This is a genomic window from Phenylobacterium sp., assembly GCF_030698145.1.
Taxonomy (GTDB): Bacteria; Pseudomonadota; Alphaproteobacteria; order Caulobacterales; family Caulobacteraceae; genus Phenylobacterium.
The window spans coordinates 1-13,530 of sequence record NZ_JAUYNW010000125.1 but is presented as its reverse complement, the minus strand read 5'-3'; the positions used below and the strand labels follow the sequence as shown (position 1 = coordinate 13,530).

Genomic DNA, 13,530 nt, shown 5'->3' with positions numbered 1-13,530 from the left:
TCGGCGCGCAGCGCCTTGCAGGCCTGGACCCCCGAATAGTCGAATTCGCAGGCCTGGCCGATGACGATCGGGCCGGCGCCGATGATGAGGATCGACGAGATGTCGGTGCGTTTGGGCATGTCTACTCGCGCGCGAGGGCGGTCGCACGTTGAAGCGCGCCCGGTCCCGGTCAAACTGCAGGTTAAGGGGGCCGTTTAGAGACGGAGTCGCCCGGGCGCAAGCGGCGGTTTGCCCCAATGAAAATGGGCCGGCGTTTCCACCGGCCCATCGTCGTTCTGACATCGGGGCCCGAGGGCCCGAATGCGGTCGCCTAGACCTGCAGGTTGCCGGCGGACATCTTGCCGCTGCGACGATCCTGTTCGAGTTCGTAGGTGACCTTCTGGCCTTCGTTCAGGCTACGCAGGCCTGCGCGCTCGACGGCCGAAATGTGCACGAAGACGTCTGCGCCGCCGTCGTCGGGTTGGATGAAGCCGTAGCCCTTGGTTCCGTTGAACCATTTCACAGTGCCGGTAGCCATAGAGATATTCGTCCTTGATAGTTATGCCCGCGGCCCAAGCGGTTTGAGCAACGGATCAAAGGTCTCGGGGGGTCGGGGAGCAGGTCCGGAATCCCAGGTGGGACAAGGAAATTCAGCCGAACCGTACGAGTTTGACCCTCGAACCGTAGCGCGGTTCCAACCACCCCGCAAGATGATCCGACGAACACTGGTCTTGGGTTCGCGACTACTTAGCTTCCGGGGCCGATAGGCGGCGGTCGTGGAGACTAGATGGTCATTGCCGCGAAATCCCTGGCCCTTACGGGACAGGCTTGCGAAGGTTTGATCGCGCGTCTGTACGGCGGTCTTGCTTGCGATGCGCCTGGAGACCTGAATGACGATGCTTTCCCTCTTCCTGGGTTTGGCCGCGGCGACCGCCTGCGTCGAGCCGCCAGTCTCGCCGACATCGCGCCCCCTGGCGGCCTTCGAGGCGACCCAAGGCGGCCAGCCGATCCTGCTGCCGCAGGGCGCCGTCCGGGTCAGCATCTCGGAGACCACCATCCCGGCCGGCGGTATGATCGCCGCCCACAAGCACCCCTATCAGCGCTTCGCCTACATCCTGGCCGGCCGGGTGAAGGTGACCAACCTGGACACCGGCGCGGTGGTCGAACTCTCGCCCGGCGACTTCGGTGTCGAGGCGCGCGATCAATGGCATCAGGGGCAGGCCCTGGGCGGGGAGGCGGTGAGGATGCTGGTCATCGACCAGACCCCGCCGGGCCAGGCCAACATGGTCCGGCGCGATCCGTGATGGCGGAACGGCGGTTTCGAGCTTGCCTTGACGCCTGAGCGTGGGCAGCTTCGCCGTCCCCAATTGGCACTGCGATCTCCCGGCTTGAACGCGCCTTCATCGATAGACCCGCTCGCCGAACTGTTGCCGCGCATCGCGTCGGGCGACCGCGCAGCCCTGCGACAACTCTACCAGGCCTCGTCCGCGAAGCTTTTCGGGGTCTGTCTTCGTATCCTCTCCGACAGGGAAGAGAGCGAAGACGTGCTGCAAGAGGTCTATCTGACGATCTGGCGACGGGCCGACCGCTTCGAAGCGGGACGGGCCAGCGTCATGACGTGGATCTCGACCATCGCGCGCAACCGCGCCATCGACCGGCTGCGCGCACGTGGCCCGCTGGCCTATGCCGAGCAGGTCGAGGAGTTGGAGATCGACGACGGCAAACCCAGCGCCGAGACGCTGCTGGCCGCCAGCCAGGACGGCCGGGCCCTGGGACGCTGCCTGTCGGAGCTGGACGAGCGCACCCAGCAGGTGATCCGGACGGCCTTTTTCGAAGGCGTCACCTATGACGCCCTGGCCCAGCGGATGGATACGCCGCTCGGCACCGTGAAGAGCTGGATCCGCCGCGGCCTGCTCAAGCTCAAGGGGTGCCTGGAGCGATGAGCGACATCGGACCCGAACTGCCCGAAGACGAAGCCCTGGCCGCCGAACATGCGCTGGGCGTGCTGAGCGTCCGCGAGCGGACGATCGCCGAGGCCCGGATGGCCCGGGAACCCGCCTTCGCCGCGCAGGTCGAGGCCTGGCGTGAACGCCTGGCGCCGATGCTGGCCGCCGTGGCGCCGGTCGAACCGCCCGCCGGGCTCTGGTCGCGGGTCGAGCGGGCCTTGCCGGCCAACGACAACACCGCGGGGCTTCTGAAGCGCCTGCGGCTGTGGCGCGTGACGGCGATGGGGTCGATGGGCCTGGCCGCCGCCAGCATCGCCGCGGCCGCCATGCTGGCCGGCCAGCCGCCGGTGGTGATCCGCACCTCACCGCCGCCGATGGCGCCCATGCTGGACGCCCGCCTGGCTTCCACCGCCGGCCAGCCGATGTTCCTGGCCGCCTACGATCCGGAGCGGAGGTCGATGCTGGTGGCGTCGCTGGTTCCGCCGGGGGCCGACCCCGACCACAGCCACGAGCTGTGGCTGATCCCCACCGACGGCAAGCCCCGGTCCCTGGGTCTGGTGGAGCCTGGGGCGTCCAAGGCCATGCCGATGAAGCCCGAGATGGTCGGGATGATCACCGAGGGCGCGCAACTGGCGGTCTCGGTGGAACCGGTTGGTGGCTCCCAGCAGGACGGCCCGTCCGGCCCCGTGGCGGCCATCGGCAAACTCGCCAGGATCTGAGCGCCCGAGGCTGGCGCGGCGCGCGCGAAGCGCCCTATCCTCACGGCGAAGGACGGGGAGCCAAACCATGAAGACAAGCCTGATCGCGGCGAGCCTCGCCGCTCTCATCTGCCTGGGCGGCGGCGCACAGGCCGCCGAGCTGCCCAAGGGCGGCATGAGCGCCAAGGAGGTCCAGGCCTGGCTGATCGAGCGCGGCTACAAGGCCGAGGCCGCCAAGAACGACGAGGGCGAGGACTATCTGAAGAGCGCGGGGGAGGGCGTCAGCTTCGAAGTCAACTTCTACGACTGCAAGGCTTCGCGTTGCACATCGATCCAGTTCGTGGCCGGGTTCGACTTGGAGGAGAAGCTGGCGGCCGACAAGGCCAATAGCTGGAACAGCGCCAAGCGTTACATCGACTGCTTCATCGATGAGGACGGCGATCCCTGGTTCACCTATGACATCAATCTCAGCCCGGGCGGCACCCACGAGGCTCTGGACGACAACTTCGGCGTCTGGCTGAGCTTCCTGCCCGACATGAAGCAGCACATCGGCTGGGAATAGGCCTCCCGAAGCGTCACCGTTGACCAGCCCCGCGTCCTGTGGTTGTAATTGTTCCTGATATGTTCTATTTCAGGAGCGATAGATGAGGTCTGGAGTGTTTCTGGCGGTGGCCCTGTCGGTGTCCGTCGCCTGTGGGGCGGTCGAGGCGAAGACCATAAGCAAGGCGGGCCTCACGCCCGCCGAGGCGGCGGCGTGGCTCAAGCGTGAAGGCTTCGAGACCAAGGTCGTGAAGGCCGAGTCGGGCGGGTTCTATATCGACAGCACCTATGACAACGGCGGCCGGTTCCAGTTCTTCCTGCTGGACTGCAAGCAGGAGCGCTGCCTCTCCGGCCAGTTCTTCACCGTGTACACGCCAGAGGTGAAGCTCACCCTGGAGGCCGCCAATACCTGGAACACCAGCAATCGTTTCGTGAAGGCGCACGTCTTCAGCGACGACGGCCCAATGGTCACCTATGACGTGACGTTGGCGCCGGGGGCGACCTACGCGTCGCTGACCGACAGCCTTGAGATCTGGCTGGAGGCCGCGGAACGCTTCGACAAGCTGCTAGGCGAGCCGGAGCCTACGCCTTCGCCCCGTCCATGAAGCCCGCGAAACGCTCGAACAGGTAGAGCGAGTCCGTCGGGCCGGGGGAGGCTTCCGGGTGGTGCTGGACCGAGAACACCGGGCGGTCCTTCAGCGCGATGCCTGCGTTGGTGCCGTCGAACAGCGAGACGTGGGTCTCGACCACCGGGTCGGGCAAGCTGTCGCGGTCGACGGTGAAGCCGTGGTTCATGGAGACGATCTCCACCTTGCCGGTGGTGATGTCCTTCACCGGGTGGTTGGCCCCATGGTGGCCCTGTTCCATCTTCACGGTGGTGGCGCCCAGCGCCAGCGCCATCATCTGGTGGCCCAGGCAGATGCCGAACACCGGCGTGCCGCTGTCCACCAGCTTCCTGATCTCAGGCACGGCGTAGGCGCCGGTCGCCGCGGGATCACCGGGACCGTTGGAGAGCAGGATCCCGTCGGGCTTGCGGGCCAGGATGTCCTCGGCCGATGTGCTGGCGGGCACCACCGTGGCCCGCGCGCCGATCGAGGTGAGCGCGCGCAGGATGTTGCGCTTCACGCCGTAGTCCAGGACCACGACCTCGTATTTCGGCTGGCCGGCCTTGGCGTAGCCCTCGGGCCAGGTCCAGAGGCCCTCGTCATAGACGAAGGGTTGCAGGCACGAGGCGTCCTTGGCGAGGTCCAGCCCCACCAGGCCCGACCAGGCCTTGGCCTTGGCCACCAGGGCCGGAATGTCGAACTTGCCGTCCGGGCTGTGGGCGATGACGCCGTGCGGCATGCCTTTCTCGCGGATGGCGCGGGTGAGCGCGCGAGTGTCGACCCCGGCGAGGCCGACGACGTCGCGGCGCTTCATCCAGGTGTCGAGGTCGCCTTCCGAGCGCCAGCTGGCCGGCGCGGTGGGCACGTCGCGGAAGATCGCGCCGCAGGCCGAGGTCTTGGCCGAACCGGACATCTGCTCGATGTCCTCGAGGTTCACCCCGGTGTTGCCCATGTGCGGGAAGGTGAAGGCGACGATCTGGCTCATATAGGAGGGATCGGTGAGGATCTCCTGGTAGCCGGTCATGGCGGTGTTGAAGCAGACCTCGCCCAGGGCCTCGCCCGCCGCGCCCACGCCGATCCCCTGCAGGACCGTGCCGTCCGCCAGGACCAGGACGCCGGTGACACCAGGAAGCAGGTCGGTGGTCATGGGCGTGGCTCCTAGTGTGGGTCGCATGCTCGCAGAAGGTCGGCCCGAGCCTTTTCGTTTCGAAAAGGCTCAAACTCTGAGTGTGGAGCGTGATGGTCGCCGAAACCGGCGTCCACTTTCGACTATCACGCTCCGGGAAAACCCCGCCCACTGGAACTGCTGCTTGTTGCGCAAACGGCCGCGTAGTTAGTGAGTCCCGAAGGGCCGGTCAATGCGCCCTAATGGGAGGAGGCACGCCATGAGCGCCCACATTGATCCCGACCGCGACGCCTGGGCCATCTTCAAAGCCCTGCCGCGGGACGAGCCGATCCAGATGCTGAACCTGGTCCGGGTGAAGCCGTTGGCCGAATATCCCGCCGACCATCCCGACCATGGCAAGGCGATCACGGGGCTGGAGGCCTATCGCGCCTATGGCGCGACCACGGCGCCGATCTTCGCGCGGCTCGGCGGCCGCCAGGTCTGGGCCGGCAAGCCGCAGGTCATGGTCACCGGGCCGCAGGACGAGGCCTGGGACCTGGCCTTCATCGCCGAGTACCCGAACGCGGCGGCCTTCCTGGCCATGGTCGCCGACCCCGAGTACCGCGAGTTCGTGAAACACCGCACCGCCGGGGTCGCCGATTCGCGGCTGCTGCGGTTGTCGCCGATTGAGCCGGGCGCGGGGTTCGGCGAATAGTTTGGCTGAAAACGAGGGAAGTAAGTCATTTCAGACACAGCGGGCAGCGGACATAGTCGAAGTTCGACCCGTGGGAGTTTGCCGATGCTGGCCCTGAAGCCCAACTGCGAGTGTTGCGACAAGGACCTGGCGCCCGATGCGCCGGACGCCATGATCTGCACCTTCGAATGCACCTTCTGCGCCGACTGCGTGGAGAGCCGGCTCGGCGGCGTCTGCCCCAACTGCGGCGGCAACTTCGCGGCTCGCCCGATCCGGCCCGCCGCCGCCCTGGCGCGGTTCCCGGCCTCCACCGAGCGATTCACCAAGGCCCACAAGGCCTGCGTCGCTTAGGCGCCGCCCCGTGCCCCGCATCGTCACCGACGCACGGACGTTCACAGCCGAGCGCGCCTGGGGCGCCAGGGACCTCGCCGAGATCGACGGCGCGACCGTCCGGCTGCACTGGACCGACAAGCCCTATGTCTGGCACGTCAACGACGGCCCCGAGGTGTTCGTCGTTCTCGAAGGCGTCGTCGAGATGCTCTACCGCGAAGGCGGGACCGAAAAGTCGGCGCGTCTCGAACCCACCGACATGTTTATCGCGCACGTCGGCGACGAACATGTGGCCCATCCGATCGGCGAGGCGCGAATCCTGGTGATCGAGCGCAAAGGCTCGGTCTAGGCGCCGGGCTCCAGGACCTCGGAAATCGCCTCGAACAGGGCCTCGGCCCGGATCGGCTTGGCGATATGGCGGTCAGCGCCGGCGGCCCTTGAGGCTTCGAGGTCGCCCGGCGAGGTGTTGGCGCTGATCACGATGATCGGCGCTCGCGGCAGTCCCGCCCCCTCGGCTCGGCGAATGGCGCGGATGGCGTCCAGCCCATCCATCACCGGCATGCGCAGGTCCATCAGCACCAGGTCGAAGGCGCCCCCGCGCCAGGCCTGGACCGCCTGGGCTCCATCCTCGACGCTGACCACCTCGACGCCGGCCGCGCCGAGCAACAGCTCGATCACCTTGCGGTTTGTGGGATTGTCGTCGGCGGCCAGCACTCGCAGGGCCGGTGCGTCGGCGACATGGGCGATCGGGCCGGCGGCGGGCGCGGCGTCGGTGGCGCGCGCTGCGTCGCCATAGTCCAGCAGGTTGTTGACCAGGTCGTCGAGGGCGCGGGCCGAACCCAGGATCTCGGCGACGACGGCGCGCTGATCGAGCGTCAGGTCCCCGCGGTCCAGGGCGTGGGCCAGGCCCATCACGCCATTGAGCGGCGTACGCAGCTCGTGGCTCATGTCGGCCAGGAACTCGCTCTTGGCGCGGCTGGCGGTTTCGGCCCGGTGCAGGGCGTCCTCCAGGTCGGCCGCCTGGCGCTTGAGCTCGGTGATGTCGACCCGTAGGCCGATCACCCCGCCGTCGGCGGTGCGCCGCTCCTCGATCATCAGCCAACGCCCGTCGGCCAGCCGCTGTTCGTGGCGTTCCCCGGTCGGATGGGTCAGCTTGGCCAGCCTGACCGCCAACCACTGGTCCTCGCGGCCGACGGCGTCGGGATAGTCGCCGCGCGCCACGCCGACCCGCAGGGTGTCGGCCAAGCGCGCGCCGGGCCGGAACAGGTCGGCGCTACGGTGGTAAATTTCGGCGTAGCGGCGGTTCCACAGGACATATCGGCCCTCGGCGTCGAGGAAGACCACGCCCTCGGGCAGGGCGTCGATGGCCTCGCGCAGGCGCGCCTCCGCCCACCGCGCCTCGGCCTCGGCTTGCGCCAGGGCGCGTCCCCTCAGCCGCCGGCCGATACTGTGCGCCATCCAACCGAGCAGTCCGCCCATCGACATCCGTCGCCCCGGAGAATCACTCAACTCCACGGCGATCAGATGGGGATACGAACCTTACTGGAATGGGACCTGCGCCTTCCCGGGCGCAGGAAACGACAGGGCGCCTGCTGGTTGAGCGATGGGGCTCGATTTTCACGCACGAGGGGGTATGTGGTTCGCCATGAGCATCACCACGGTTGGCTTGGATGCCGACGACACCCTTTGGCACAACGAGAACATCTTCCGCCTGACCCACGAGCGGTTCTGCGACCTGCTGGCCGAGGTGGGCGATCGCGGGGAGTTGGAGGCCAAGCTGGCCGAGGTCGAGAAGCGCAATCTTCGGCTCTACGGCTATGGGGTGAAGGGGTTCACCCTGTCGATGATCGAGACGGCCATGGAGCTGACCGGGGGCGAGGCGCCGGCCCGGGTGATCCGTGAAATCCTGGCGGTGGGACGCGAGATGCTCACCGAGCCGGTGGAGCCGTTGCCGGGGGTGGAGGACGCGGTGGCCGAACTGGCCAAGGCCTACCGGCTGGTGCTGATCACCAAGGGCGACCTGCTGCACCAGGAGCAGAAGCTGGCGGCCTCGGGCCTCGGTGATCTGTTCACCGCCGTCGAGATCGTCAGCGAGAAGGACGCCTCGACCTACGCCCGGGTGTTCGAACGCTACGGGACCGGGGCGGGGGAGGCGGCCATGTGCGGCAACTCCATGCGCTCCGACATCCTGCCGGCCATCGAGGCCGGCGCCTGGGCCGCCCACGTGCCCTATCCGCTCACCTGGGCCCATGAGGTCGCCGAGGCGCCGACAGGCCATGCGCGGTTCGCCGAGCTTGCCTCGATCCGCGAACTGCCGGCCTGGCTGGTGCGGATCGGCTGAATTTCTGCAAGAGCGATGTCACAGGGCTAAGCTCGGCTCCGTCCTAGGGGCGAAGTCGGAGAAAACCCATGTCCCGCATCCTGGCCGCCGCCCTGGCCGCCATGCTCGCCGCCAACGCCCTGGCGATGCTGTTCGCCTCGTTCTGGTGGTACGGCGCCGTGCCGGGGGTCACCGCCACCGGCGCCTACAACCCGCATTTCGTCAGGGATATCGGCGCGGCCTATCTGGTGGCCGCGGGGGGGCTGGCCTGGTTCGCCTGGCGTCCGGCCCAGGGCTGGCCCGCCCTGGTGGCCGCGGCGGCCTTCCTGATGCTGCATGCGGGCATCCACGTCTTCGACGCAAGCTGTTCGACCAATCCCATGGCCGACGTCATCCGCGACTTCCCCGGCGTCTACCTGCCAGCCCTGCTGGCGGCCTGGCTGGCGGTCGCCAAACGACCGGGACACTGACCATGCTGAAGACCTTTCTCGCCCGCCAGATCGATAAGGTGGAACGCACCTGGAGCTATGACGCGAGCTATATGCGCCATGTGCTGCGGGCCAGCCCCGCCACCTTCCTCAAGTTCGGCTTCCTCACCCAGCTCGTCGACCGTAAGGCCGCGCCGGCCGCGGCGCTCGCGGCCGCGGGCATCGCCGGGACGCTGGCCGAAGACTGCGGTCCCTGCACCCAGATCTCGGTGGACATGGCCGCGGCCAGCGGGGTGACGCCCGACGTGCTGCGAGCCATCCTGGCCGGGGACGAGGCGGCCATGGAGGAGGACGCCGCGCTCGGCTGGCGTTTCGCCCGCTCCAGCCTGGCCCGCGACATGGAGGCCGCCGACCCTCTGCGCGACGAGATCGTGCGCCGCTGGGGCGACAGGGGATTGGTGGCCGTCAGCATGGCGATCACCACGGCGCGGATGTACCCGACACTGAAATACGCCCTGGGCTACGGCAAGGCCTGTTCCCGGGTGACGGTGGCGGGCGAGCCCGCGCCCTTGCGCCTGGCGGCCTAGGACCGTGGCCCCGACCGGCGATGTCGAGGCCTTCGAGGCCCAGCGCCCGCGCCTGACGCGACTGGCCTATCGGATGCTGGGCTCCGTCGCCGAGGCCGAAGACGCCGTGCAGGACGCCTGGCTGCGCTGGACCAAGGCCGAGGGCGTGGAGGATCCCGCCGGCTGGCTGGTTCGAGTGGTGAGCCGCCTCTGCATCGACCGGATGCGGTCGGCCAAGTCGCGGCGGGAAGCCTATCGCGGACCCTGGCTGCCGGAGCCGCTGATCGAGGAACTCACCGTCGATCCCGTCGAGCGGGCCGAAGACGTGTCGGTGGCGTTCCTGTTGGCCCTGGAGCGGCTCTCGCCCCTGGAGCGGGCGGTGTTCCTGCTGCACGACGTGTTCGACGAGGACTACGCCTCGGTGGCCGAGACCCTGGGCCGCAACGAGGCCGCCGTGCGCCAGCTCGCCGCCCGCGCCCGGGCCCATGTGAAGGACAATCGCCCGCGCTTCACGGTCAGCCAGGAGGACGCCGCCAAGCTCGCCGCGGCCTTCATGGCCGCCGCGGCCCAGGGCGATATGGCCGCCCTCTCCGCCGTGCTGGCGCAGGACGCGGTGATGGTCACCGACGGTGGCGGCAAGCGGAAGGCCTCGCTGCGCCCGCTGATCGGGCGTGACGACATCGTGCGGCTGATCGAGGGCCTAGCCTGGCGTCACCACGGCGAGGCCTTCCCCATGACCTTCCGCGCCGTGCGGATAAACGGCTATCCGGGCGTCATCCTGGAGGACGAGGGCGGCCCGATGACCGTGGCGTTCCAGCCCGGCGAGGACGGCAAGCTGGCGGGCATCTACATGGTGCGCAACCCGGAGAAGCTTGGACGCCTGCAAAGCTGAGCAGGGTGGGCTATCATCGCGTCCGTGCGCTTCGACGAACATTTCCTCGACGAGATCAAATCACGGCTCCGCCCCTCCGACGTGATCGGGCGGACGGTGAAACTGCGCAAGCAGGGGCGCGAGTACGTCGGGCTGTCGCCGTTCAACAAGGAGAAGACCCCGTCGTTCTACGTCAACGACGACAAGGGCCAGTTCTTCGACTTCTCGTCCGGTAAGAACGGCGACCTGATCACCTTCCTGCAGGAGACTGAGCGGCTGACCTTCATGGAGGCCGTGGAGCGCCTGGCCGCCGAAGCCGGCCTGGCCATGCCCGTGGCCGATCCCCGCACCGCCGAGCAGGAGAAACAGCGCCAGGGCCTGTCGGACTGGCTGGAACTGGCCGCCCAGTGGTTCGAGGCGGCCCTGCGTCGGCCCGAGGGCCGCGAGGCGCGGGCCTATCTGGAGAAGCGCGGCCTGCCCGAGTCCGAATGGGGCCGCTTCCGCCTGGGCTTTTCGCCGGCCAGTCGCACGGCGCTCAAGGACTATCTGATCGCCAAGGGCGCCAAGGCCCCGGAACTGGTCGAGAGCGGCATGTTGATCGCGCCCGAGGACGGCGGCGCGCCCTATGACCGGTTCCGCGACAGGATCGTCTTCCCCATCGCCGACGCGCGCGGCCGGGTGCTGTCGTTCGGCGGCCGGGCGATGGATCCGGAAGCTCGCGCCAAGTACCTGAACGGGCCGGAGACGCCGCTATTTCACAAAGGCCGCTTGCTTTATGGGCTGGCCGAGGCGCGCAAGATCCTGGCCGCCGCCCCGGGCGCCGAGACCCCCCCGGTGGTGGTGGTCGAGGGCTATATGGACGCCATCGCCTGCCAGCGGGCCGGGATCGCCGGGGTCGCCCCGCTGGGCACCGCTCTCACCGAGGAACAGATGGAGATGCTGTGGCGTCTGCATCCCGAGCCGACGCTCTGCTTCGACGGCGACCGGGCGGGGCGCCAGGCCGCCTCGCGGGCCATCGATCGCGCCCTGCCCATGCTGAAGCCCGGCAAGAGTTTCCGCTTCGCCCTCGTCGAGGGCGGCAAGGACCCCGACGAGGTGCTGCGCGAACAGGGGGCAGGGGCCCTGCGAGCCCAATTGTCGCAGACAACACCGTTCGTCGAAGCCTTGTTCGTCCGCGAGCGCGACCAGGAACCCCTGGATACGCCCGAACGGCGGGCGGGATTGAAGGCCCGCTTGCGTCAACTGGCGGGCACGATCGCCGACAAGGACCTGCAGCAGGCCTATCGCGAGGACCTGCTGCAACGGCTGGACGCCCTGTCGCCGCGGGGACGGCAGGGCAATGACACCGGTGGCGGCCAGCGCGGAGGAAACTTCGGCCAATCAAGGGGTTGGCGTGGCGCCGGCCCGCCCTGGATCGACCCCGCGCCCACCGCCATGGGCCGCGCCGCAGCCCAGCGCCTGGCTCGATCGCTGGACCCGCTGGCCGCCGCCATGGTCGCCCACGCCCTGGCCGACCCAGGCGTCCTGGACGACCACCTGGAGGACGCCTTCGCCGCCCAGGGCTTCGGAGATCCGGGGCTGGTGGAATTGACCAGGGAAATCATTCGGTTCCGATTAGAGGCCGATCACCTTGACTCTGGGTCGCTCGCACGCCATCTCGCGTCTTGCGGGTTTGCCGCACTCTTGACAGACATCGACCGGGCCGCTGCGAAATCGGGCGCGCCCATCATGAAACCGGATGTCTCCCTCGATAGTGCGAAATCCCAGTGGTCGCATGCCTTCGCGGGCCTCTCCAGGCTCGCGGCGCTCGACGAGGCTATAACGTCCGCAAAGGGAAACCTGAGCGGCCGTTCCGACATGGAAGCCCTCGAGCGCCTCAAAGGTGAGCGCGACGCACTGAAACGCGCGATCAGAACGGGAACGATTTGGGCGGGTGACGGGTCGTAGAGAAAACGATCGTCGCCAGGCCGCAATTAACCATCTTCGGCCCGAACCTTGCAGGGGGTTCGGATTGCCGAAATCGGAGATTTAGATGAGCACCAATACGGCCGAAGCGGAAACCACCGAAACCACTGGCGGTGACGGCCCGCTGCTCGACCTTACCGACGCCGGCGTCAAGAAGTTCATCAAGCAGGCGAAAGCCCGCGGCTACGTCACCATGGACGAGCTGAACAAGGTGCTGCCGTCCGAGGAAGTGACCTCGGAGGCCATTGAAGACACCCTGGCCATGCTGTCCGAAATGGGCGTCAACGTCGTCGAGGCCGAGGAAGACGCCGAGGGCGGCGAGGTCGCCGTGCGCGAGGAGACCGCGGTCGTCGAGACCGCCAAGGAACCCGCCTACGACCGCACCGACGATCCCGTGCGCATGTATCTGCGCGAAATGGGTTCGGTTGAGCTGCTGTCGCGCGAGGGCGAGATCGCCATCGCCAAGCGCATCGAGGCCGGCCGCGACACCATGATCCGGGGTCTGTGCGAAAGCGCGCTCACCTTCGAAGCCATCATGGTCTGGCGCGAGGAGCTGGGCACCGGCCGCATCCTGCTGCGCGAGGTCATCGACCTGGAGCAGACCTATGGCGGGATCAACGCCGCCGCGGCCGCCGAGGCCCTGGCCAATGCGCCGCCGGAACCTGAAGAGCCGGAAGAAGCCGAGGTCACCGCCGACGGCGAGGCCATCGCCAAGGGCGAGAGCGATGACGACGACGACTTCGACGACGGCGCCGGCCCGACCATCAGCGCCATGGAAGGCGAACTGCGCGAAGGGGTCATGGCGACCCTCGACGCCATCGCCTCCGAGTTCGACGCTTTCCGCGCCCTGCAGGAGAAGCTGGTCGGCAAGCGCCTGAAGGGCGAGGACCTGTCGGACGCCGACCGCAAGGCCTACACCACCGCCTCGCTGGCGATCGTCCAACACCTGAAGACGCTGAAGCTGAACAACAACCGCATCGAGGCGCTGGTCGAGCAGCTCTATGCGATCAACAAGCGGCTGATGGGCCTGGAAGGCCGGCTGCTGCGCTTGGCCGACAGCTACGGCATCTCGCGCTCGGAATTCCTCAAGGCCTATTTTGGCCAGGAGCTGGCGCCGAACTGGTCCGACCAAGTGAAGCCGCTGGGCGTGCGCTGGACTAAGTTCGTCGAGAACGACGCCAGCCAGGTCGGCGACATCCGCCACGAGATCGCCGCGCTCGCCACCGAGACCGGCGTGCCGATCGACGACTATCGCCGCATCGTCCAGACCGTGCAGAAGGGCGAGCGCGAGGCGCGTCAGGCCAAGAAGGAAATGGTCGAGGCCAACCTGCGGCTGGTGATCTCCATCGCCAAGAAGTACACCAACCGCGGCCTGCAGTTCCTGGACCTGATCCAGGAGGGCAACATCGGCCTCATGAAGGCGGTCGACAAGTTCGAGTACCGTCGCGGCTACAAGTTCTCGACCTACGCCACCTGGTGGATC

Annotated in this window: 18 protein-coding genes; 14 read left to right on the top strand and 4 right to left on the bottom strand. The window is 68.0% G+C overall.

Going from position 1 to position 13,530, the window contains the following annotated elements:
* Both Q8Q77_RS20770 and Q8Q77_RS17990 read right to left on the bottom strand, forming a co-directional pair.
* Positions 1-119: hypothetical protein (locus tag Q8Q77_RS20770; protein ID WP_371130475.1), on the bottom strand; the 119-nt coding region annotated here is incomplete at its 3' end.
* Between the two features lie 191 nt (positions 120-310).
* The gene (locus Q8Q77_RS17990; protein ID WP_056732141.1) at positions 311-517 is read right to left on the bottom strand and encodes a cold-shock protein; all 207 of its coding nucleotides are present in this window, start codon (positions 515-517) and stop codon (positions 311-313) included.
* A gap of 352 nt (positions 518-869) precedes the next feature.
* Here Q8Q77_RS17990 and Q8Q77_RS17985 point away from each other — a divergent pair, with 352 nt between their 5' ends.
* The 5 genes from Q8Q77_RS17985 to Q8Q77_RS17965 all read left to right on the top strand — a co-directional run bounded on the left by Q8Q77_RS17985 (position 870) and on the right by Q8Q77_RS17965 (position 3,768).
* Positions 870-1,283: a cupin domain-containing protein gene (locus Q8Q77_RS17985; protein ID WP_305585159.1), complete on the top strand. Its 414-nt coding sequence runs from the start codon at positions 870-872 to the stop codon at positions 1,281-1,283.
* A gap of 84 nt (positions 1,284-1,367) precedes the next feature.
* Positions 1,368-1,922: a sigma-70 family RNA polymerase sigma factor gene (locus tag Q8Q77_RS17980; protein WP_305585158.1), complete on the top strand. Its 555-nt coding sequence runs from the start codon at positions 1,368-1,370 to the stop codon at positions 1,920-1,922.
* Positions 1,919-2,644 (top strand): anti-sigma factor domain-containing protein, encoded by a 726-nt coding sequence (locus Q8Q77_RS17975; RefSeq protein WP_305585157.1) that lies wholly within the window; start codon positions 1,919-1,921, stop codon positions 2,642-2,644. Before Q8Q77_RS17980 ends, Q8Q77_RS17975 begins: the two co-directional genes overlap by 4 nt.
* Positions 2,645-2,711: 67 nt before the next feature.
* Positions 2,712-3,185 (top strand): YbjN domain-containing protein, encoded by a 474-nt coding sequence (locus tag Q8Q77_RS17970; protein WP_305585156.1) that lies wholly within the window; start codon positions 2,712-2,714, stop codon positions 3,183-3,185.
* 82 nt (positions 3,186-3,267) lie between these two features.
* A complete protein-coding gene (locus Q8Q77_RS17965; RefSeq protein WP_305585154.1) occupies positions 3,268-3,768 on the top strand; it encodes a YbjN domain-containing protein in 501 nt (166 codons plus the stop codon).
* On the opposite strand, the gene carA is transcribed toward Q8Q77_RS17965, so the two are convergent.
* Positions 3,746-4,915 carry a glutamine-hydrolyzing carbamoyl-phosphate synthase small subunit gene (gene carA, locus Q8Q77_RS17960; RefSeq protein ID WP_305585152.1) on the bottom strand — a complete coding sequence of 390 codons (1,170 nt, stop codon included), beginning with the start codon at positions 4,913-4,915 and terminating at the stop codon, positions 3,746-3,748. The genes Q8Q77_RS17965 and carA overlap by 23 nt on opposite strands.
* Positions 4,916-5,153: 238 nt before the next feature.
* Between carA and Q8Q77_RS17955 the strand changes: the two genes are divergently transcribed.
* The 3 genes from Q8Q77_RS17955 to Q8Q77_RS17945 all read left to right on the top strand — a co-directional run bounded on the left by Q8Q77_RS17955 (position 5,154) and on the right by Q8Q77_RS17945 (position 6,246).
* Positions 5,154-5,588: a DUF1330 domain-containing protein gene (locus tag Q8Q77_RS17955; RefSeq protein ID WP_305585150.1), complete on the top strand. Its 435-nt coding sequence runs from the start codon at positions 5,154-5,156 to the stop codon at positions 5,586-5,588.
* Positions 5,589-5,672: 84 nt separating this feature from the next.
* Positions 5,673-5,918, top strand: coding sequence for a DUF1272 domain-containing protein (locus tag Q8Q77_RS17950; protein ID WP_305585148.1), 246 nt, complete (start codon positions 5,673-5,675; stop codon positions 5,916-5,918).
* A 10-nt stretch (positions 5,919-5,928) separates the two neighbouring features.
* Positions 5,929-6,246, top strand: coding sequence for a cupin (locus Q8Q77_RS17945; RefSeq protein ID WP_305585146.1), 318 nt, complete (start codon positions 5,929-5,931; stop codon positions 6,244-6,246).
* On the opposite strand, the gene Q8Q77_RS17940 is transcribed toward Q8Q77_RS17945, so the two are convergent.
* Entirely contained in the window at positions 6,243-7,355 is a 1,113-nt protein-coding gene (locus Q8Q77_RS17940; RefSeq protein ID WP_305585144.1) for a response regulator, read from the bottom strand. The two genes, Q8Q77_RS17945 and Q8Q77_RS17940, sit on opposite strands and share 4 nt — an antisense overlap.
* A 187-nt stretch (positions 7,356-7,542) precedes the next feature.
* Here Q8Q77_RS17940 and Q8Q77_RS17935 point away from each other — a divergent pair, with 187 nt between their 5' ends.
* From Q8Q77_RS17935 to Q8Q77_RS17910, 6 genes are all read left to right on the top strand, one after another.
* Positions 7,543-8,238 (top strand): HAD family hydrolase, encoded by a 696-nt coding sequence (locus Q8Q77_RS17935; RefSeq protein WP_305585142.1) that lies wholly within the window; start codon positions 7,543-7,545, stop codon positions 8,236-8,238.
* A 68-nt stretch (positions 8,239-8,306) separates the two neighbouring features.
* Complete coding sequence (locus Q8Q77_RS17930) at positions 8,307-8,687, top strand: hypothetical protein (protein ID WP_305585140.1); 381 nt, start codon at positions 8,307-8,309, stop codon at positions 8,685-8,687.
* 2 nt (positions 8,688-8,689) lie between these two features.
* Positions 8,690-9,232 (top strand): hypothetical protein, encoded by a 543-nt coding sequence (locus tag Q8Q77_RS17925; RefSeq protein WP_305585138.1) that lies wholly within the window; start codon positions 8,690-8,692, stop codon positions 9,230-9,232.
* Between the two features lie 4 nt (positions 9,233-9,236).
* Positions 9,237-10,103: an RNA polymerase sigma factor SigJ gene (gene sigJ / locus Q8Q77_RS17920; RefSeq protein ID WP_305585136.1), complete on the top strand. Its 867-nt coding sequence runs from the start codon at positions 9,237-9,239 to the stop codon at positions 10,101-10,103.
* Between the two features lie 24 nt (positions 10,104-10,127).
* Positions 10,128-12,029, top strand: coding sequence for a DNA primase (gene dnaG / locus Q8Q77_RS17915; protein WP_305585134.1), 1,902 nt, complete (start codon positions 10,128-10,130; stop codon positions 12,027-12,029).
* An 85-nt stretch (positions 12,030-12,114) separates the two neighbouring features.
* A partial coding sequence (locus tag Q8Q77_RS17910; protein ID WP_305585132.1) for a sigma-70 family RNA polymerase sigma factor occupies positions 12,115-13,530 on the top strand: 1,416 nt, incomplete at its 3' end.

What these genes read in the sequence shown, in the direction of transcription:
- Q8Q77_RS17990 (WP_056732141.1), bottom strand. Translation starts at nt 517, where the DNA reads ATGGCTACCGGCACTGTGAAATGGTTCAACGGAACCAAGGGCTACGGC.
- Q8Q77_RS17985 (WP_305585159.1), top strand. Translation starts at nt 870, where the DNA reads ATGACGATGCTTTCCCTCTTCCTGGGTTTGGCCGCGGCGACCGCCTGC.
- Q8Q77_RS17975 (WP_305585157.1), top strand. Translation starts at nt 1,919, where the DNA reads ATGAGCGACATCGGACCCGAACTGCCCGAAGACGAAGCCCTGGCCGCC.
- Q8Q77_RS17970 (WP_305585156.1), top strand. Translation starts at nt 2,712, where the DNA reads ATGAAGACAAGCCTGATCGCGGCGAGCCTCGCCGCTCTCATCTGCCTG.
- Q8Q77_RS17965 (WP_305585154.1), top strand. Translation starts at nt 3,268, where the DNA reads ATGAGGTCTGGAGTGTTTCTGGCGGTGGCCCTGTCGGTGTCCGTCGCC.
- carA (WP_305585152.1), bottom strand. Translation starts at nt 4,915, where the DNA reads ATGACCACCGACCTGCTTCCTGGTGTCACCGGCGTCCTGGTCCTGGCG.
- Q8Q77_RS17955 (WP_305585150.1), top strand. Translation starts at nt 5,154, where the DNA reads ATGAGCGCCCACATTGATCCCGACCGCGACGCCTGGGCCATCTTCAAA.
- Q8Q77_RS17950 (WP_305585148.1), top strand. Translation starts at nt 5,673, where the DNA reads ATGCTGGCCCTGAAGCCCAACTGCGAGTGTTGCGACAAGGACCTGGCG.
- Q8Q77_RS17940 (WP_305585144.1), bottom strand. Translation starts at nt 7,355, where the DNA reads ATGGCGCACAGTATCGGCCGGCGGCTGAGGGGACGCGCCCTGGCGCAA.
- Q8Q77_RS17935 (WP_305585142.1), top strand. Translation starts at nt 7,543, where the DNA reads ATGAGCATCACCACGGTTGGCTTGGATGCCGACGACACCCTTTGGCAC.
- Q8Q77_RS17930 (WP_305585140.1), top strand. Translation starts at nt 8,307, where the DNA reads ATGTCCCGCATCCTGGCCGCCGCCCTGGCCGCCATGCTCGCCGCCAAC.
- Q8Q77_RS17925 (WP_305585138.1), top strand. Translation starts at nt 8,690, where the DNA reads ATGCTGAAGACCTTTCTCGCCCGCCAGATCGATAAGGTGGAACGCACC.